This is a genomic window from Anaerococcus jeddahensis (assembly GCF_001182725.1).
Classification (GTDB): Bacteria; Bacillota; Clostridia; order Tissierellales; family Peptoniphilaceae; genus Anaerococcus; species Anaerococcus jeddahensis.
Genome location: NZ_CWHU01000004.1, coordinates 328,088 through 349,103, shown reverse-complemented (window position 1 = coordinate 349,103; position 21,016 = coordinate 328,088). Strand labels below are relative to the sequence as shown.

Annotated in this window: 16 protein-coding genes and 1 pseudogene; all 17 read left to right on the top strand. The window is 31.3% G+C overall.

Annotated elements, in window-relative coordinates; all coding sequences use genetic code 11:
* Window positions 1-2 precede the first annotated feature (2 nt).
* On the top strand, window positions 3-842 hold the full coding sequence (locus BN2087_RS02760; protein ID WP_049690370.1) for a ParB/RepB/Spo0J family partition protein: 840 nt from the start codon (window positions 3-5) through the stop codon (window positions 840-842).
* Window positions 829-1,434 carry a cyclodeaminase/cyclohydrolase family protein gene (locus tag BN2087_RS02755; protein WP_049690369.1) on the top strand — a complete coding sequence of 202 codons (606 nt, stop codon included), beginning with the start codon at window positions 829-831 and terminating at the stop codon, window positions 1,432-1,434. The genes BN2087_RS02760 and BN2087_RS02755 overlap by 14 nt, the downstream gene beginning before the upstream one ends.
* Entirely contained in the window at window positions 1,422-1,892 is a 471-nt protein-coding gene (locus BN2087_RS02750) for a DUF4446 family protein (RefSeq protein WP_049690368.1), read from the top strand. Before BN2087_RS02755 ends, BN2087_RS02750 begins: the two co-directional genes overlap by 13 nt.
* A 64-nt stretch (window positions 1,893-1,956) precedes the next feature.
* Window positions 1,957-2,943 (top strand): phosphate acetyltransferase, encoded by a 987-nt coding sequence (gene pta / locus BN2087_RS02745; protein ID WP_049690367.1) that lies wholly within the window; start codon window positions 1,957-1,959, stop codon window positions 2,941-2,943.
* A 165-nt stretch (window positions 2,944-3,108) separates the two neighbouring features.
* A pseudogene (locus tag BN2087_RS09375) lies at window positions 3,109-3,920 on the top strand (DUF1538 domain-containing protein).
* Complete coding sequence (locus BN2087_RS09370; protein WP_245190772.1) at window positions 3,907-4,434, top strand: DUF1538 domain-containing protein; 528 nt, start codon at window positions 3,907-3,909, stop codon at window positions 4,432-4,434. Before BN2087_RS09375 ends, BN2087_RS09370 begins: the two are co-directional and overlap by 14 nt.
* Entirely contained in the window at window positions 4,434-5,030 is a 597-nt protein-coding gene (locus tag BN2087_RS02735; protein WP_049690366.1) for a P-II family nitrogen regulator, read from the top strand. Before BN2087_RS09370 ends, BN2087_RS02735 begins: the two co-directional genes overlap by 1 nt.
* 36 nt (window positions 5,031-5,066) lie before the next feature.
* Complete coding sequence (locus BN2087_RS02730; protein WP_049690365.1) at window positions 5,067-5,375, top strand: thioredoxin family protein; 309 nt, start codon at window positions 5,067-5,069, stop codon at window positions 5,373-5,375.
* The gene (locus tag BN2087_RS02725; protein ID WP_049690364.1) at window positions 5,375-6,226 is read left to right on the top strand and encodes an NAD(P)/FAD-dependent oxidoreductase; all 852 of its coding nucleotides are present in this window, start codon (window positions 5,375-5,377) and stop codon (window positions 6,224-6,226) included. The genes BN2087_RS02730 and BN2087_RS02725 overlap by 1 nt, the downstream gene beginning before the upstream one ends.
* Window positions 6,227-6,464: 238 nt before the next feature.
* The gene (locus tag BN2087_RS02720) at window positions 6,465-6,935 is read left to right on the top strand and encodes a MarR family winged helix-turn-helix transcriptional regulator (protein WP_049690363.1); all 471 of its coding nucleotides are present in this window, start codon (window positions 6,465-6,467) and stop codon (window positions 6,933-6,935) included.
* A complete protein-coding gene (gene ftsH / locus BN2087_RS02715; protein WP_049690362.1) occupies window positions 6,936-9,005 on the top strand; it encodes an ATP-dependent zinc metalloprotease FtsH in 2,070 nt (689 codons plus the stop codon).
* Between the two features lie 40 nt (window positions 9,006-9,045).
* Window positions 9,046-9,354 (top strand): hypothetical protein, encoded by a 309-nt coding sequence (locus BN2087_RS02710; protein WP_049690361.1) that lies wholly within the window; start codon window positions 9,046-9,048, stop codon window positions 9,352-9,354.
* A 313-nt stretch (window positions 9,355-9,667) separates the two neighbouring features.
* A complete protein-coding gene (sppA, locus tag BN2087_RS02705) occupies window positions 9,668-10,669 on the top strand; it encodes a signal peptide peptidase SppA (RefSeq protein ID WP_049690360.1) in 1,002 nt (333 codons plus the stop codon).
* 8 nt (window positions 10,670-10,677) lie between these two features.
* The gene (locus tag BN2087_RS02700; RefSeq protein WP_049690359.1) at window positions 10,678-11,172 is read left to right on the top strand and encodes an RDD family protein; all 495 of its coding nucleotides are present in this window, start codon (window positions 10,678-10,680) and stop codon (window positions 11,170-11,172) included.
* 219 nt (window positions 11,173-11,391) lie between these two features.
* Window positions 11,392-13,920, top strand: a complete 2,529-nt coding sequence (locus BN2087_RS02695; RefSeq protein WP_049690358.1) for a ribonucleoside-diphosphate reductase subunit alpha — start codon at window positions 11,392-11,394, stop codon at window positions 13,918-13,920.
* A gap of 359 nt (window positions 13,921-14,279) precedes the next feature.
* Window positions 14,280-15,338, top strand: a complete 1,059-nt coding sequence (locus BN2087_RS02690; RefSeq protein ID WP_049690357.1) for a ribonucleotide-diphosphate reductase subunit beta — start codon at window positions 14,280-14,282, stop codon at window positions 15,336-15,338.
* Window positions 15,339-16,065: 727 nt separating this feature from the next.
* Window positions 16,066-21,006: an FMN-binding protein gene (locus tag BN2087_RS02685; protein WP_049690356.1), complete on the top strand. Its 4,941-nt coding sequence runs from the start codon at window positions 16,066-16,068 to the stop codon at window positions 21,004-21,006.
* Window positions 21,007-21,016: the final 10 nt, after the last annotated feature.

Genomic DNA, 21,016 nt, shown 5'->3' with positions numbered 1-21,016 from the left:
CTATGACAAATAAATCTTTGGGCAGAGGACTTGGATCTCTAATACCTGAAAATAACAAAAAAAATAAGGCCATAGTTAGAATTCCTATGGAAAAAATTTATCCAAGAGAAGATCAACCAAGAAAAAATTTTGATGATAAATCTCTTGAGGGCTTAAGCCAATCTATAGAAAAATACGGTTTATTAAATCCTATAGTTCTTAGAAAAAATGGGATAAGATATGAAATAATTGCAGGTGAACGTAGGTTTAGAGCAAGCAAATTATTGGGCCTTAAAGAAATTGAAGCTATAATAAAAAATGTTGATAACAAGGATATAGATATTCTTTCAATAGTAGAAAATGTTCAAAGAGAGGACTTATCAGGACTCGAAGAGGCTAACGCCTACAATGAACTTTCAAAAAATTATGGTATGACCCAAGATGAGATAGCAAAAACTGTAGGAAAGTCTAGGTCTTATATAGGAAATACTCTAAGGCTTTTAAAACTTGATGAAAATTCAAAAAAAGAACTTGAAGAAGGAAATATTTCACCATCCCAAGCAAGAACTCTTCTTTCTATAAAAGATCAAGAGGATAGGAAAAAAAGTCTTGATGATTTTAAAAATAAAAAAACCAACATTAGAAAAGTTGAAAAAATATCTGCGAATAAAAAAACAATAACTGATAAGGAAGATAAGCTAGATAGGATTTTATTTGAAGATTTTGAGGAAAAATTTATTGATCTTTTGAATTCAAAAGTTGAAATAAAAAAGAACAAGGAAAATTATAGGGTGACTATAGATTGCGTTTCTATTGATGATATAGAAAATTTATATTGGAGAATAAAAAATGGAAAAGAATAGAATGGTTGATTTTTCTGTGGGGGAACTCATAGATAATACTAGAAAAAAAACAGCTAATCCTGGCGGAGGTGCTGTGACAAGCCTTGTAGGAAATCTGGGTTTGAATTTAATTTTAATGATGGCAAAAAAAGATTATGGCGATGAAAGATTAAACAAAAAATCACAAAAACTTGAGAAAAAATTTAATAAATATGCTGAAGAATTAAAAGATTTAATGCAAGAAGATATTGATAAGGTAAATGTTTTGATTAAGGCCTATAAAGATGATCAAATCAATGACTATGATAAGTACATAATTGATGCCAACAAGGCTCCAAAAAGAACTATTGAGCTTATGATTATTGTTTTGCAAGATTGTGATTTTGTTTTAAAACATGGTAATATTGCTGCAATCAGCGATGGGGAAATAGGTCTTAGGCTTGTAAAAGAAGCTATCCATTCTTCCTTTATTAATCTTATTATGAATGAAGAAAATATAAGTGATCCAAATTATAAAAAAACAAATTACAAATCTATTATAAATTTCTGTGATAAATTGTATAAGGATAATATGAAAATCATCAAGGAGAGGGAAAAGAAATGGGACAAATAATAGCTATAGTAGTCTTGTTTATTTTGGTTATATTAGAATATTCTATGATTAAGGCCAATAATAACAAATTAAAAAGACAAAAAAGAAGATATGACCACCTACTTAGGGGCAAGGATCCCGATATAAATCTTGAAGAATTAATTTTACAATTAAATGATCAAATAGAACAATCAAATAGAGAGATAAAGTCACTTGACCAAAGGTCTTCTGATACAAAAAATACAACAATGGGAGCTGTTAGCAAAATGGCTGTTGTTCATTATGATGCCTTTGATAGCCAAAGAGGAAGAAATTCATTTTCTCTTACTCTTTTGGATTCTTACCATAACGGAATAATTTTGACAAATCTTTATTCTCAAGATGGTTCAAACACTTACCTTAAAGAAATTACAAATGGTGAAAGTGAAGTTGAACTTTCTGATAGAGAAAAAGAATGTTTAAAAAATGCAAAATTATAGAGATAAATTGATTAATTAGGGTATAATATATATGCTAATATCGATTTATGATTAGGAGGTAATTATGGCACAAGATGGAGTTATGGAGCTTGCTACTGCAAATATTAAGGGTAAAAACCGCAGAATAGTATTTCCAGAAGGTTGTGACTCAAGAGTCCTAAGAGCAGCTATTAGACATCATAATGATGGACTTGTAGTTCCAATACTTTTGGGAGATAGAGAAGAAATTCAAAAAGTAGCAGACGATGAAGGGGTTAAATTAGGTGATATTGAAATCATAAACCCAAGAGAAAGTGAACTACTTGATGAATTAGTTGATAAATACGTTGAAATCAGAAAAGGCAAAAATACCAGAGAAGATGGTGAATATATACTAAAGAAAGATAACAATTACTTTGGTACAATGTTAGTTCAAACTGGCAAGGCAGACGGAATGGTTTCAGGAGCATCAAATCCTACTGGAGATACAGTAAGACCAGCCCTTCAACTTATCAAAACAAGAAAGGGTGTAAATAGGGTTTCTGGTGTTATGATTATGTTAGGACCTAACGGAGAAAAATTATTATTTGCAGATACAGCAATAAATATTACACTTCAATCAAACGAGCTTGCAGAGGTGGCAGTAGAAGCCGCAAAAACAGCTGAAGAATTTGGAATTGATCCAATAGTTGCTATGCTATCATTCTCAACAAAAGGATCTGCAAAACATGAACTTGCAAGAAAAGTAGAAGAAGCTACAAAGCTTGCAAAAGAAATGGATCCAGAACTTAAAGTTGATGGAGAAATGCAATTTGACGCAGCTATTTCACCACAAGTTGCAAGAAAGAAAATTCCTAATTCAGATGTAGCAGGAAGAGCGAAAGTATTTATTTTCCCAGACCTACAAGCTGCAAATATTGGATATAAAATTGGACAAAGACTTGGTGGTTATGAAGCTTTAGGCCCAATACTTCAAGGATTAAACAAACCAGTAAATGACCTTTCAAGAGGATGTAACGAAGAAGACGTATATAAACTTACAATCCTAACAGCTAACCAAGTTAGAGATTAATAAAATCAAGCAAAAGAGACAGTCTTGTGATTGGCTCTTTTGTTATACCAAAAAATTAGTTATAAAATATATAAATATTTAAAAACAAGAAAAGAGGTGGTAAATATATTTAAAGAAGAAATAAAGCAAAATGCAAAAGCAGTTATACCAATTGCTGTTTTGGTTATGATTTTAAATTTATTTAGGCCGGTAGAAAACGAATTAATTATAAAATTTTTATTTGGTTGTGCAGGAGTTATACTTGGTTTATCTATATTTTTAATTGGAGTAGATCTTTCAATTTCAAAAATTGGATCTTATATGGGGATTTTATAGCAAAATCTGAAAATATAATTAAGGTTGTAATATTTGGAATTTTTATGGGATTTACAATATCTATTGCTGAACCAGACCTTTTGATTTTAGCAAATCAAGTAGCAGGCGTTCTTGGAATAAAATCATTTTTGATTGTAGCAATAATTTCAATTGGAGTAGGGATTATGATTGCCCTTGGTCTTTACAGGATTTTTAAGGAAATAAAATTATCAACTTTGATGATGGCAATCTATGGAATTATTTTTATTATTATGTTTATTTCAAATGATTTGGGCCATGCTATTGCTTTTGATGCGTCGGGAGCAACGAAAGGAGCTATGACAACTCCATTCATAATAGCCCTTGGTCTTGGAGTAAGTAAATTAAAGGGAGAGAGTAAGGGTGAAGAGAACTCCTTTGGCCTTGTAGGAATAGCATCTGCAGGACCAATTCTTGCTGGCCTTATTATGTCAATGTCAATAAATTCCACAAATGTTTTTCTAGAAGAAGCAGCTCACCAGTCTGCTTTAATTTCTGGCCTAAAATCTTCGACTTTTGCAATTTTACCCATAAGTTTGGTATTTTTTGTTATGGATAAGTTAGTTTTTAAAATAAAAAATAAAAAAAAATCTATATTTGGGCCTTATTTATACTTATATAGGTTTAATTTTGTTTTTAAGTAGTGTTGAAGGCGGATTTATGGAGCTTGCAAGAGTTATGGGAGAAAACTATTCTGCCTTTAAATTTGTTCCATTAATCTGTTTTATATTGGGGCTTTTGGTTGTCTTGGCAGAGCCTGCAGTTTTTGTTTTGTCTGAACAAGTCGAAGAAGTTACAGGAGGATCAATCCATAAGTCATCAATCATGAAGGCCCTATCAATTGGTGTTGCCTTTGCAGTAATGCTTGCTATGTTCAGGATAAAGATAGATGGGTTTAAATTGTGGCTGGTAATAGGACCAGGATTTTTGCTTGCCCTAATTTTATCAAGAAATGTTTCACAACTTTTTGTAGGAATTGCCTTTGACTCGGGAGGATTTGCATCAGGACCGATGACAGCTACCTTTATTTTAGGATTTCGTCAGGGGGTTGCTGGAAATATTTCAGATGGATTTGGAGTTATAGCTTTTGTAGCTCTAATGCCAGTAATTACTATAATGATAATGGGATCTTTTTATAAGGAGGCTATTGAAGGATAATGAAATATTTAAGAATAATAACACCAAGGTCTAACGGATCAAAAATCATGAATCAATTAAATAAAAAAGGTGCTAAGTCCATAAATTGCCTTTTAGCAGAAGGTTCAGCTAATGCTCATATACTCGAAGTTTTGGGAATTGAAAAGCAAAAAAAGGAAATAGTTTCAGCCCTAGTTAACGATGATTTGGTAGATGATTTGTTGGATTTTTTGAAAGATAAATTAGATAAAAAAAATACATCAATAATGTTTACAACATCAGTAGATTATAAAGGAGAAGTCAATATGGAATATGAAGCTTTGTATGTAATAGTTGACAAGGCTAATGCAGATAAGGTTATAGAAATTTCCCAAAAAGAAGGGGCAAAGGGAGCAACGGTTGTTCACGGAAGAGGATCTGGAATTCAAAAAAAATCAGTATTTTTGAATATGACAATTGAGCCTGAAAAAGATATTGTCCTAATGCTTATAAAAAAAGAAATATCTGAAAAGATAAAATCAGCAATTTATGAGGCCATGAATTTGGATGAAAATTCAAAGGGAATCATGTTTTCTCTTCCAGTTTCAGACGTTCGAGGACTTGTTGACCAAAATTAAGACGGTATAATTATTAACATATAAACGGAGGATATTATGAAAGAAATAAATACAAGTGAGTTTGATACACACGTTTTAGAAAATGACGGCATTGTTTTAGTAGATTTTTCAGCAACTTGGTGTGGACCTTGCAAAATGCAAAAACCAGTTCTTGAAGAGATGGAAAGCGAAGTTGATTTTGATATATATTCAGTTGATGTAGACGAAAGTCCAGAGCTTGCAGGAAGATATAATGTAAATGCAGTTCCATCAATGATGCTTTTTAAAGGTGGAGTTTTAAAAAATACTCTAGTAGGCTTCCAAGCAAAAGAAGTTATTCTCTCTGAAGTAGAAAAACTTAAATAATGGATTACGATATAATTATAGTTGGATTTGGACCTGCAGGAATTTCTGCAGGTCTTAATGCCAGTATAAGAAGAAAAAAAGTTTTAATAATAGGAAAAAAATCCAAGGCTTTGGAAAAAAGCCCATCAATAAAAAATTATTTGGGCTTTAATGATATAAAAGGTTCTGATTTATACAATAATTTCACCAACCACATCAAAAATTATCCTGTAGAAATTTTAGATAAAAAAATAAAGGCAGTTTATGCTATGGGAGAGTATTTTTCTGTTGATTTGGGAGAGAAGATGCTTACTTCAAAGGCTTGTATAATTGCTGCAGGAGTTGATATGGGAAAATCCATTGAGGGAGAAGATAAATTTTTTGCCAAGGGGATTTCTTATTGTGCAACTTGTGATGCAAGTCTTTATAAAGGAAAAAAAGTTGTTTTAGTTGGAATGAATGATGAGGCAATCGAAGAAGCTAATTTCATTAATAAAATGACAAGTCAAACTATTTTTGTAAATCTCAATAAAAAAGATGTAAAACTTGACGATGGTATAGAAATTATAAATAAAAAACCTGAGAAATTTACAGGAAAGTTAAAGGCGGAAAGTTTGATTTTGGAAGACGGACAAGAGTTAAAGGCTGATGGTTTTTTTATAATAAAAAACTCATCAAAACCAGAAAGCCTTGTTCCATCGGTAGAAATTGAAGATGGTCATATCAAAGTAAATTATGATATGACTACAAATATAAAAGGACTTTTTGCTTGTGGAGATATTACAGGAAGACCATATCAAATAAATAAGGCTGCAGGTCAAGGACAAATTGCAGGCTTAAATGCTGCAAGTTTTATAAGTAAAAATAGATAATGTTTCACGTGAAACAAAAAATGTCATACCATTTGGTGTGGCATTAATTTTTTGAAATTAATATATAAAAAAATAATTTGAAAAGATAATTTGCAAAGAACACAATTAATACATAATTAAAATTAATTATCAAAAATATTCTTTCTTTTTACTTGAAAATTATCTTATTATATGTAGAATAATATCTAAGTAGATTTTTCTATTTAGACTAAAGTCTATAAATTTTAAGGAGGTTTATATGACAAAAAGACACATAGATTTTTTTGAATTTAATAACTCTATATTTTCCATGATTAGGGAAATATCACATAAGATAGATTTGCTTTTACAAGAGACAGCTCAAGAGTTGGGAGTAACTACTCTTCAACTTAAGATGATTATGACTTTATCAGCAGCTGATGAGTCAGTTTCTATAGGAAACCTTGGTAAGTCAATTGGAGTAAATGGCGGAAATATTTCTAATATTTGCAAAAAATTGGAAAAACAAGGATTTGTTGATAGAAATAGATCAGATGAAGATGAAAGAGTTGTTAATGTAAAATTAACAAAAAAAGGATTTGATGCTGCTGAAAAAGTTAGCAAATATTTTGACAAGATTAAGCCAGAAGTTGAAGAAAAATCCATTAATTCTAATTTAAAAACTATAATTAATGAACTAGGTTCACTTGATGATTTATTAGATGATTATATTGTTAGGAGTGGTTTATAGATGCCATCAATAAAAAAAGGCAAAAGACCTCTGGTCTATTACTGGATTATTGCTATAGTAGCCTTTTTGGTTATTCAACAAATTTTACAACCAATTAGGGCAGAAGGAAAACCAAAGGAAATAACTTATTCACAATTTGTCTCAATGATAGATAATGGACAAGTTAGAGAAGTAACAAAAGACGATTACAATTACACTTTTACAGCCGTAGTTGATGGTGACAAACAAAATTTCATCACAGGCTTGTGGCCAGATACTGACCTTACTGAAAGACTTCTTGAAGCTAGTAAAAAACACAAAAATTTAACTTTTACAAAAGATGTTGAAACAAAGATGAGCCCATGGCTTACCTTATTTGTAACAAGTATTTTGCCTTTGTTATTTTTGCTTTTGATTTTTTACATGGCAAACAGGTCCCTATCAAAGACCATGGGAGGCCGTGGAGGCGGAGATTTTATGAATTTTGGCAAGTCAAATGCCAAAATTTATATGGAAAATAAAACTGGAAAGACTTTTGCTGATGTTGCAGGTCAAGAAGAGGCAAAAGATAGTTTAAATGAGGTTGTAGATTTTCTACATGGACCTCAAAAATATAAGGAAATTGGTGCAGTTTTACCAAAGGGAGTTTTACTTGTAGGACCTCCAGGAACCGGTAAAACTTTGCTTGCAAAAGCAGTAGCAGGTGAGGCTAATGTTCCATTTTTCTCAATTTCAGGTTCTGAATTTGTAGAAATGTTTGTAGGAATGGGAGCGAGCAAGGTTCGTGATCTTTTCAAACAAGCAAAGGAAAAAGCTCCTTGTATAGTATTTATCGATGAGATAGATGCCATTGGTAAAAAACGTGATGTTTCTGGATATTCTGGAAATGATGAACGTGAGCAAACCTTAAACCAATTGTTAAATGAAATGGACGGATTTGATGCGACTGAGGGGGTAGTTTTATTATCTGCAACCAACAGACCAGAAATCCTAGATCCTGCCCTTACCAGACCTGGACGTTTTGACAGAAGAGTTCAAGTAGAACTTCCAGACTTAAAGGGTCGTGAAGATATATTAAAAGTTCACGCTAAAAAAATTAAACGTGAAGATGAAATTGATTATGAAGAAATAGCAAAAAGAACAGCAGGAACTTCTGGTGCAGACCTTGCAAATATTGTAAATGAAGGAGCTTTAAGAGCTGTTAGGGAAGGACGTAAAAAATTAAGTCAAACAGACCTTGAAGAATCAATCGAAACAGTTATAGCTGGTGCCCAAAAGAAAAATGCAGTTATATCAGATGATCAAAAGAAAATCATTGCTTATCACGAAGTAGGACATGCCCTAGTTGCAGCAATTCAAACACAAAAAACCCCAGTAACCAAAATTACAATTGTACCAAGAACTGGTGGGGCTTTGGGTTATACAATGACTGTCGATAAGGATGAGAAATTTATTATGACCAAACAAGAGTTGTTTGATGAAATAGTAACTTTGGCGGGAGGAAGAAGTTCAGAAGAATTAATTTTTAACGCCAAGACTACTGGAGCAAGCAACGATATAGAAAAAGCCACAGCCATAGCAAGAAATATGGTAACAATTTATGGTATGGATGATGACTTTGACTTTATGCAATTAGAACAAATCCAAGGAAGATATCTTGGAGGTCAAAGATCAATGATAGTTTCAAATGGAACTGGAGATAAGATTGACGAAAAGGTTGGACAAATTATTGCAAAAGCCCACATGAGAGCCATAGAAATTCTTAAAGATAATCTTGAAAAACTTCATGAGATTTCAGATTTCCTTTTAAAAGAAGAAACAATAACAGGTGAGCAATTTATGGAAATATTAAATAGAAAACCTGTAGAAAATATAGAAAATCCTAAAGAAGAAGTTTCAAATGAAAATAAATTAGAAGATAAAGCAATCGAAGATGAAACAAAAACATCAGACGATATAAAAGAAAATTCTAGTGAAAATTCAAATGAAGATTTAGAAGAAAATCAAAAAGAAATAAAAACTGAAGAATCTTCAAATGATAATTCAGATGATTCTATAGTTCTAGGACCAAGTGATCAAGAAGATAAATAATAAAGAGCCCTCGTGGCTCTTTTAGAATTAGGAGTTTTAAATGGTTGAATTTTTGAGAAATTTTTATCAAAATTATAGGCTTATATTTTTAATTTTGGAAGTATTACTTGTTCTTTTGCTCACTTTATTTTTTCAAATTGTATTTGTTGAAAAATTTATTAATTTTAATGAAAATCATCCTTATTTATCAAATTTAGTTTGGGTCTTAATTCCAATTTTATTGGTGGTTTTGATTAATCACTTTATACTGAGGAAAGTCTCTTCAAGCTTTTTTGGAGTTTTTGTAGCCCTTACACTCATGAATTTGAATGAAACAAGAAAAAGACTTGAAAAGAAAAATAAGAAATAAAAATATATAATAATAAAAATTAAATTTGGAGATTTTTTAAAATTAAGAAAAAATTAATTTTTAAAATCTCCAATTTTTTTTGAAAAATTTAAAAAAAATGGACTTTTACCTTTTAAATTTTGGTAAAAATCCTCTATGTAAATAGCCTCAATTAAGAGACTATACAAAAACAATTTCTCTAGTGTTAACGATAATTGTCTTGCTTTTTCATTGTACTCAATTGTAAAAAAAAAGCAAAACTAAATTTTTTCTTGAATCTTTAAATTTAAAATAATATAGTGTAATTATAAAAAAATACACTGAAGGAGTTAATATGAAAAAAAATAATGGCAAAAGATGGATAGCGGTTGCTATAGCCTTACTTTTGTTTGTAGCGTCAACTCTTGTATCAAATAAGAGTGAGAAAATAGAAAATCAACAAGCTGATAAATTAACAAATGAATATTTTAATCAATTTAATCCATTTTCTGCGACCGCAAATAAAAATGTTTTGGAAGAAGGGGACAAGAAAAATAAAATTGCTGTTCTTTCTTATGAAGGAGCAATTGGAGATGGTGATGTTTATGATTCTTTTATGGAACAACTTGATGATATATACAAGGATGATTCTATAAAAGGCGTAATTATGCAAGTAAATTCTCCAGGTGGAGCTGTTTATAATTCTGAGCAAATTGCAAATAAGATAAAAGAAATTCAAAGTGAGAAAAAAATCCCAGTATTTACTGTTATGAAGACCATGGCAGCAAGCGGTGGATATTATATTTCTGCCCCAACTGATAAAATTTATGCATCAAACGAAACCTTAACAGGCTCTATTGGTGTAATTATGTCATCAAGATCTTTCCAAGGTTTGTTTGAAAAATATGGAATTAAAGAACAAAATATAACAACAGGAAAGATGAAAGATGCAGGCTCTATTGGAAAAGATATGACAGATGAGCAAAAAAAATATTTCCAAGAACTTATAAATTCTTCTTTTGATAGGTTTATAAAAGTTGTTTCTCAAGGAAGGTCTATGAAAGAAGACGAAGTCAAAAAACTTGCTGATGGTAGGGTTTATGATGGAGCTCAAGCAAAAAACAACGGGCTTGTAGATAAAATTGGAAATCTTGATAATGCAATTGAAGATATGAAAAAAGATTATAAATTAGATAATCCTGAAGTTTTTGAGTACGAAGGAAGTGATTATTCATTAAAAAAATTCTTCTCAAAGGCTCAAAATATTTTGGATAAGAATTCATCATCTGATCTTGCAATATTAAAAGAATTGATGGAAAAAGATTCTCCGCTACCAATGTATTATTATGGAAAATAGGTGAAATTATGGAAAATATGGAAATAATTGAAAATAATTCTTTGAACAACCAAAAAACAATATCCATACCCAAATTTGCCTATGCTGGATTTTTCCTAAGACTTGTAGCATTTGCTATAGATTCTATAGTTGCTTATTCCTTTTCAAATATTATTATAAAGATTTTTCAAATAAAAACTGACTTGACCTTTATGAATATAGAAATAAATCCTTTGATTGAGATAGGAATTTGTTTATTATATTTTTTCATCCTAACTTATTTGAATAATGGTCAAACTTTAGGAAAAATGGCTATGGGAATTAGAGTTATTTCTCTAAAAGATGAAAAGTTGTCATTTTTTGACTGTTTAGTGAGGGAAATTTTTGCAAGATATATTCAAAATTTTATAAAAATTTTGTATTTATTCATAGGCTTTAGTCCAAATAAACAATCTTTGGCAGATATGTTGGTTGATACTGTAGTTATAAAAGATGATGTGGTAGATTATCTTTTTGAAAATTAAATAAAGATATAAAGATATATTTTGATTTTTCAAGATATATCTTTTTTTGTGGAAAATTTTGGATTTATTTCTTTAAAATATTATTATATTTTCAAAAATTATAAGTGTTTTATACTTTTTAAAATTTCCATATTATGGTATGATTGTTAGGTAGAAATTTTGGAGTAACCACTATATATAGTGGATTAGATATAAAAATAACAATATTTAGGGGTGGATATGGAAGTTAAAAAAAGAGACGGGAAAATTGTTGACTTTGAAAGGGAGAAGATTAATCGTGCAATCTTTAAATCTTTTAGGTCTGTGGATTCTCTTATTAGTGATGAAGATTTGGATAAAATTTCTCTTAATATAGAAAACACAATCAAAGAAAGATATCCCAAAGACCATGTAGTTACTGTTGAAGAAATTCAAGATTTGGTTGAGCTTGAGCTTATTGAAAATAATTATTATAAGGAAGTTAAATCCTACATTCTTTATAGGGCCAAGCACAATATGGACAGGAAGGTCCTAACTGATTTTGAATCTTTTATTGATGATGAATATACTCTTTCTATAATCAAAGATATTAATGATGAGTATGACAACCAAAGATATCCAATCGAGTCTTTGTATTTAAAATTTGAATCTTTTACCAAGAAAAATATGACCAAGGAAGCCTTGTTAAACGCCCTTATCAAGGCTGCAAGTGAGCTTACAAGCAAGGAAGCTCCAGATTGGGAATTTATTGCTGCAAGATTTATGATTCATTTGATTAATTTAAAAATTAGTCTCAGTGAAGAAAAATATGGGATTGTTGATTTTAGGTCAAAAGTTCAATACCTAACTTCAGCTGGTCTTTATGGAAAATATATTTTAAAATCCTATACAAATAAGGACTTGGAAGAGTTGGGAGCATATTTAAAAGAAGAGAGGAATAAATTATTTACCTATTCAGGTTTGGACTTAGTTGCAAAAAGATATTTGATTAAAACATTTGAAGGTGAATATATCGAAAGCGTTCAAGAAATGTTTATGGGAATTTCCATGCACCTTGCAATTGGAGAAAAAGATCAAGTCTCATTTGCCAAAAAATTATATGATATTTTATCCCAACTAAAGGCAACCATGGCAACACCAACCATGACCAATGCGAGAAAGCCATTTAACCAACTTTCTTCATGTTTTATAGATACAGTTCCAGATACCTTGAAGGGAATCTACCGCTCAATTACAAACTTTGCCCAAGTTTCAAAACACGGTGGTGGAATGGGACTTTATTTTGGAAAAGTTAGGGCCCAAGGTTCTGATATTAGGGGAATTAGAAATGTGGCAGGTGGAGTTATAAGATGGATAAAACTTGCCAATGACACAGCGGTAGCCGTTGACCAATTAGGCGTAAGACAAGGAGCTGTGGCTTGTTATTTGGATGTTTGGCACAAGGATGTACCAGAATTTTTATCCCTAAGAACAAATAATGGTGATGATAGGATGAAGGCCCACGATATTTTCCCAGCAGTTTGCATGCCAGATCTTTTCTGGAAAGAATGTAGGGATAATATTGGTGGAGATTGGTACATGTTTGATCCTCACGAAGTTTTGGTAAAATATGGAAAATCAATCGAAGACACTTATGGGGAAGAATTTGAAGAATTTTATAAAAAGCTTGTAAATGACAAGGAAATTTCAAAAAGAGTTATAGCTATAAAAGATTTGATCAGGCTTTTGATAAAATCATGGACAGAAACAGGAACACCTTTTGTTTTCAATAGAGATGCAGTAAACAAGGCAAATCCAAACAAACACAAGGGAATAATATATTCTTCAAATCTTTGTACAGAAATCGCCCAAAATATGAGCCCATCTGAAACAGTAAATGAGGAAATTAAAACTATTGATGGGGAAACTGTAGTTGTAAATACAACCAAACCTGGAGATTTTGTAGAGTGTAATCTCGCAAGTCTTACACTTGGAAATATTGATGTCAACGACAAAGAAGAATTGGAAGAAGTTGTTTCTACAATTGTAAGAGCTCTTGATAACGTAATAGATTTAAATTATTACCCAACTCCATATGCAAAAGTAACCAACAAAAAATACAGGGCAATCGGCCTTGGAACAAGTGGTTACCACCATATGCTGGTAAAAAATGACATAAAATGGTCAGAAGAAGACGCTCATCTTGATTTTGTAGATAAGGTTTATGAAGATATAAATTATTTTGCAATCAAAGCATCAAATGAAATTGCCAAGGAAAAGGGATCATATTCTTGTTTTGAAGGAAGTGATTGGGATAATGGAGATTATTTCAAACAAAGAGGATATGAAAGCGAAAGATGGGAAAAATTAAAAGAAGATGTTCACCAAAATGGACTTAGAAATGGATATTTGTTGGCAGTGGCTCCAACAGGATCAACTTCAATAATTTCAGGAACATCTGCAGGAGTTGACCCAATAATGAACAAGTATTTCCTAGAAGAAAAAAAGGGAGCGATAGTACCAAGAGTTGCCCCAGGACTAAACACAAAAACCTTCTGGCTTTACGAAAACGCCTATACAATAGACCAAAATATTTCCATGAGAGCTTGTGGAGTAAGACAAAGACACATCGACCAAGCTCAATCAGTAAATGTTTATATAACAACAGAATACACAATGAGACAAATTTTAAATATTTACCTAACAGCATGGGAAGCAGGAGTAAAATCCCTATATTATGTAAGAGGAAAATCTCTTGAAGTTGAAGATTGTGATTCTTGTGCGTCATAAATTTATTTTAAAAATAATATAAAATTAATGACTTCGGATTTGGGGGAAGAAAGGGGGAGTTTCGATTCTCCCCTTTTACCACGCTAACTTACTTTTTAAAATTAAAAAAATCTTAAATCAAAATTCAATTTAAAATTAAAACTACGAATAAAGTCCGCGGTATAATTATTGAAATTGTACCACTGGCACAATTTCAAGCTAATTATATCCCCAAGCCCCTACTTTATTAACCCCCTGCAATCGATCATTGCGCGGGTTGATTTTGTAAGAAGCTTCGCTTCTTTCAACTTAGTATTTAAGATTTTATAGAAAAAATTGGGTAAATAAGAACTAGGACTTATTTTAATAAAGGAGATAACATGGAAAAAAAATATAATAAAGAAGTTTCTAAAAGAGGAATTTTTAATGAAGATGGAGATATTGATCTTTCTAAAAGAAGAATTATCGATGGAAATACAACCAATCTTAATGATTTTAACAATGTAAAATATACATGGACAAGCGATTGGTATCGCCAAGCTATGAATAACTTTTGGATTCCTGAAGAAATTAATTTAAACCAAGATATAAAAGATTATAGAAATTTATCCAAGGCTGAAAAAAAGGCTTATGATAGGATTTTGTCATTTTTGACCTATCTTGATTCAATTCAAACTGCAAATTTGCCAAATCTTCAAACCTATATAACAGCAAATGAGATAAATCTTTGCCTTGCTATTCAAACCTACCAAGAGGCAATCCATTCTCAATCTTATTCCTACATACTTGATACAATCTGCTCTCCTGATGAGAGGACTAGAATTTTGTATTTGTGGAAGGAAGATGATCATCTTTTAAAAAGAAATAAATTTATTGGCGACCAATACAATGAATTTATCAAAGATGATAGCGAATTTAATTTGATGAGAGTTTTGATTGCAAATTATATTCTTGAAGGAATTTATTTCTATTCAGGTTTTTCATTTTTCTACAATCTTGGAAGAAATGGAAAAATGCCAGGAACTGTCCAAGAAATTAGATATATCAATAGGGATGAAAATACCCACTTGTGGCTATTTAGGTCAATGATTAATGATTTGAAAGCAGAAAGACCGGACCTATTTACAGACGAATTAAAAGAGTTTTATCGCTCATTACTAAAAGAGGGAGTAGAACAAGAAATTGCCTGGGGGAAATATGCCATTGGAGATGAAATCCAAGGACTAAATTCACAAATGATTGAAGATTATATAAAATATTTGGGAAATTTAAGGGCAAAAGGCCTTGGACTTGGAAAGATTTATGAAGGATATGAAGATGAACCTCAATCAATGAAATGGGTAAGCGAATATTCTGATCCAAACCAAGTAAAAACTGACTTTTTTGAAGGAAAAGTTTCTGCTTATTCAAAATCTTCAGTTATTGAAGATGATTTATAAAATAAAATTTAAAAGCTATAAAAAAATAAATTTTTCTATTTAAAACTGACTCAGAAGTTAGGAAAAAAACTAACTTTTGAGTCAGTTTTTTTGTTTGAAATTTCTATGAATTTTATCTTGAAAGTATGGAAAAATACGGATTTGTATAAAAAAATACACTCTAAGAAAAAGTGATAAGAAATATTGTTTTTTTAAAAACTATTTTGTATAATTGAATGGATAGTGATTATCATTATTGAAAGTAAAACTTTTTCACAAAAAGTTTTAGGAAAAAAGAAATTTTTTAGAAAGGAGTAGATGTGAAAAAATAAATAATTGATATAGGATAAAATATAGCTGAAAACGAATAAAATCAATTGCTAAAGATTTATTTATAATAATTTGGATTTGTATTTATTCGGAAAAAACCTTTGATAAGATAAAAATATTTATGCAAAAGACTAATAATAACAAGATCCATTTAGTTATTTTTGAAAATTTGCCATAAAACTAGAAAAGTTATAGTTATTTTTACCAATATCAAATCTTAAAACCGAATTTTTTAGAAGAATTTTTGAAAAACAAAATTCGAAGAATCTCTAAAAATTCATCACTTTTAAAATAGGTTAATGAACTTATTTTAAAGAAAAAGAGTTTATACTCGAAAATTATATTTAAGATTTTTTTATCTAAAAATCAAAAGGAGTAGGTACCTTATAACCTAAATATATTTTTATAAAGAGGAAAGATGAAAAATACATTTTTGAAAAAAGTATTGGCAATTTTTATTGTAGGTGCAGCATCTGTAGCTATTATAAGATCGTCAATGTCTGTATTAGAAAAAAATAATAAGCTCAATGAGGGCAAAAAGGACAAAGATATTCATGAAACTATCCGTGTTTCGAAAGATCTGAAAGACGGAGAATATGAAGCAAGTTCAGAAGGTTACGGTGGCTTGTTGACTGTTAGAATAACCATTGAAAATGGAAAATTAACAGACATTAAAGTAATATCCCAAAATGAAACAGAGGAATATTTCAAGAAAGCCCTAGCAGTAATAGATGAAATTTTAAGAAAAGGAAGCGTAGATGTAGATTCAGTTTCAGGAGCTACCATATCATCAAATGCCATAAAAGATGCTGTAGCAAAAGCTCTACAAAAAGCTGGATCTAAGGAAAAAATAAAAGAAAAAACCAAAAAGAAAGACACCAAAAAAGTAGAAGGCTTAAAAGATGGTGAATATCTTGGTAGTGCAAATGGATATGGTGGAGCATTAACTGTAAAAGTAACCATAAAAAATGGAAAAATAAGTGCAATAAACGTTGTTTCTCAAAATGAAACTCCAGCATACTTTAGAAGAGCCTATGCAGTTATAAATCAAATTCTAAGTACAGGAAGCGTGAATGTAGATTCAGTTTCGGGAGCTACCATATCATCAAATGCATTAAAAATGGCAGTAGCTAACGCAATCCAAAAGGCTGGTTCAAAACAACAAGCCAAGGTGCAAGCTGTAAACAATTCATCAAATGCTAATAATAGAAGAGGAAATGTTGCAGGAAGCGTTACAATAGGAAACAAAGACCTTAAAGACGGAGTATATACGGGTTCAGGTCAAGGATACAATGGCCCTATAAGCGTAAGAGTTACCATAGCAAATGGAGTAATAAAAAATATAGAAATCCTATCTTATAGTGATGATAATCCATACTTTAGTCGAGCAAGAGGTGTTATATCAAGAATCCTAGGCAAACCAGGAAAAAGTGTTGATACAGTATCTGGTGCAACATACTCAAGTAGGGGAATAATTGATGCAGTAAACAATGCAATAGCAAAAGCAGGCTCAAAAAATCAAAAGGTAAAACAAACAAAAACAAAAAAACCTAGCCCTTCAAAAAATAATAAAGCGGGCAAAAATAAGAAAACAGGAAATTCTATTGGAATAGGTAAAAACAATAAAAAGCTAAAAGATGGTATTTACGAAGGAACATCAGAAGGCTTTAACGGACCAATAAAAGTTAGAGTAACCATATCAAAGGGTTCAATAACAAAGGTAGAAATCCTATCCCACAAAGAAGACGGCTCATACTTTGCCAAGGCAAAAGGCGTAATATCAAAAATATTAGGCAAACCAGGAAAGAGCGTAGATACAGTATCAGAAGCAACATTTTCAAGTAGAGGAATAATAAATGCAGTAAACGATGCAGTATCAAAAGCTGGTGGAGAAACTAATCCTTCAAAACCAGATAAAAAACCAGATGTTAAACCGGATGAAAATCCTGACAGAAAACCAGATGATAAACCAGGTAAAAAACCTGAAGAAAATATAGATGATGCACTTAAAAAATATTACAACACCGAACCACTCAAAGATGGAGAATATACAGGTTGGGGCGTTGGTTATATTAATACTAAAAAGACAAGAACATATATAAAAGTTGAAAATGGAGAAATCTCAAATATCAAGGTGGGCTTAAAATCAGAATATGGCGATGATATGGGACCATTTAGACAAAAAGCAGAAAAAGTACTTTCCTTCCTAAAGGGCAAAGAAGGTAGATTAAATATTGCAAAAATGGGACTTTATAGAGAATATTTTGAAACAATTAGAAATAGCAAAAATCCTAAAGAAAAAGTAGCTGAATTATTTGGAAGATCTTATCTAGATCATTTAAGAGGATTTAGAGGAGATAATTCAGAATCAGACTTAACTTTACTTTCAAGAATTGTAAAAGCATATATGTCAAACCGTTACGGTTCAAAAGAATTATTCGATAGCATTTCAGGAGCAACTGTAAGTGCAAGTGGAATTTCAGCAGCAACGAGAGAAGCAGCAGAAAAATCTTCAAATGATTACAAAACAAATACTGACGTAAAAGAAATTTCAATAATAAAGCCTAAAAACAAAAATATAGAAGTAAATAAGGGCGACGGTGTTGATTTTTCTGAGCTTAAATTAAAAGTTACAAAGAAAGATGGAAGCTTCAAAGAAGTAAAATGGAAAGATTTCCAAGCTAACGGAATCAGTATAAAAGATGAAGATGGAAAAACAATTGAAAATGGAGATAATCTAAAAAAATATGGTGATGCTAAAATTATTAAGGCAAAAGTAGTTCACGAAAAATCATTATCTTATGATGACTTCAGAATATTAGTTGGAAACTATAGTGAAGATTATATAATCGGCTTAGAATATAGTGCTGACGGTAAAAAATGGTACAAGTTAGATAAGGTTGATATGGATTATGCAGATAGTCGTAATATAGCAAGCCACCAAACAATTGATGCTCCAAAATCATTTGAATTTGAAAAAGTTAAAATCCGTCTAGTATCAAAGAAGGGTAATCGCTATGAATATACAACAGATAAATTGCCTGTAAATAGAGAACTTCAATATAAATTATTAGAAGGGGATAATCCAAACTTACCAAAGATTGTATATGCAAAATTCGAACTATCTGGAAAAGAATCAGATAAACATTTAGTAGAAGAAAAAGAAAATGGACAAAAAGAAGATGAAAAGCCACAAGTAAAAGAAGAAATAGAAGTTGACCAAAAAGTAATCGATACAAGCCTGATGGAATCAAACGGACAAAAATGGATAGAGGGTCAGCCAATAAGACCGGTTACAGTAACAAGTCTTGATTCGGAAGCAAAAATAGTTGGCAAAATAGAAGGACTACCAAAAGGCCTAACGTTTGATGGTAAAACCATATCAGGAACAATAGAACCGAGCTATAATGGATGGCCAGAAGATGGAAGTGGCTTCAAAACAATCAAACTAAAATTCAAGGCAGAAAAAGGCGACAAGATTTTAGTAAGAACAATTGAATATTGGGTTTACAGAGATAAAGACAGAGATGGCATATCCGACGATGACGATAAAGATCACGGCGAGAAATTTACACCACAAAGAGCTAATGGAAAACCAATAATAGTTAATGGCAAAGCACCAAGCATAGAAGAATATAAAGCAAAATTCTCAAATATACCAAAAGACGGTTCAGTAGAAGTAAGCTTCAAAAAAGAACCAGACTATAGCAAAGTAAGCGAAGTTCCACAAAGAGTAGTCCTACAATTCAAAGCGAAAAATGCAAAAGAAGTAGGAGAAGCTTATGTAATGGTAGTAGTAAAAAAAGCTGCTAAAAATGAAAAACCACAAGCAAAAGAAGAAATAGAAGTAGACCAAAAAGTAATCGACACAAGCTTGATGGAATCAAGTGGACAAAAATGGATAGAAGGTCAAGCAATAAGACCAGCAACAGTAACAAGTCGTTTAGATGGTGCAAATATATTGCCAGAAATAGAAGGCTTGCCAAAAGGTATAACATTTGACGGAAAAACCATATCAGGCACTCCAGAAAGAAGTGACGAAGGATGGCCAGAAGATGGAAGTGGCTTCAAAACAATCAAACTAAAATTCAAGGCAGAAAAAGGCGATAAGATTTTAGTAAGAACAATCAAATATTGGTTGTACAGAGATAAAGACAGAGATGGCATATCCGATGACGAAGAATACGATAAAGGCGAAAAATTCACAGCTACATTCTCAAATAGACAACCAATAATAGTAGAAGGCAAAGCTCCAAGCTTAGAAGAATACAAAGCAAAATTCTCAAATATACCAAAAGACGGTTCAGTAGAAGTAAGCGTTAAAAAAGAACCAGATTACAGCAAAGTAAATGAAAGACCACAAAGAGTAGTCCTACAATTCAAATCAAAATATTCAAAAGAAGTAGGAGAAACTTATTTACTGGTAATAGTAAGGAAAGCTGTTAAAAAAGAAATAGAAGTAGACCAAAAAGTAATCGACACAAGCTTGATGGAATCAAATGGACAACAATGGTTAGAAGGTAGATCAATAAGACCAGCCACAGTAACAAGTCTTTTAGATGGTGCAAATATACTACCAGAAATAGAAGGCTTGCCAAAAGGTATAACATTTGACGGAAAAACCATAAGTGGAACACCAGAAATAGGTGACGAAGAATGGCCAGAAAATGGTGTCAAAACAATCAAACTAAAATTCAAGGCAGAAAAAGGCGACAAGCTTTTAGTAAGAACAATTGAATATTGGGTTTATAGAGATAAAGACAGAGATGGATTAGCAGATGCTGATGAAAATGATAAAGGTGAAAAATTTACACCACAAAGAGCTAACACACAAGCAATAATAGTTAACGGCAAAGCTCCAAGCCTAGAAGAATACAAAGCAAAATTCTCAAATATACCAAAAGACGGTTCAGTAGAAGTAGGCTTCAAAAAAGAACCAGACTATAGCAAAGTAAGCGAAGATCCACAAAGAGTAGTCCTACAATTTAAAACGAAAAATGCAAAAGAAGTAGGAGAAGCTTATGTAATGGTAGTAGTGAAAAAAGCTGTTAAAAAAGAAAATCAAGAAGTTAGGTCTTTGAATCAAAAATCTCAAAAGAAAAAGGAAGAGATCAAGGCAAATTCTGTTAAGAAATTGCAAGAAAAATCTTCTACAAACTCTTCTGTAGAAAATAGGAAAGATGCTAATAAGAATGAATCAAATAAAAACTCTAGCAATAAAGAGTTGGAAAAATCCGAAAAAAAACCTGATTTGAAAAACATTCAAAGCACGCAAAATCCTCAGTTGTCTCCTTTAAAAAATAAAGAAGAGCCAATTGCAGCTGATAAGGCAAAAGATTCTACTAAAAAAGAAGAATAGGCTTTTATAT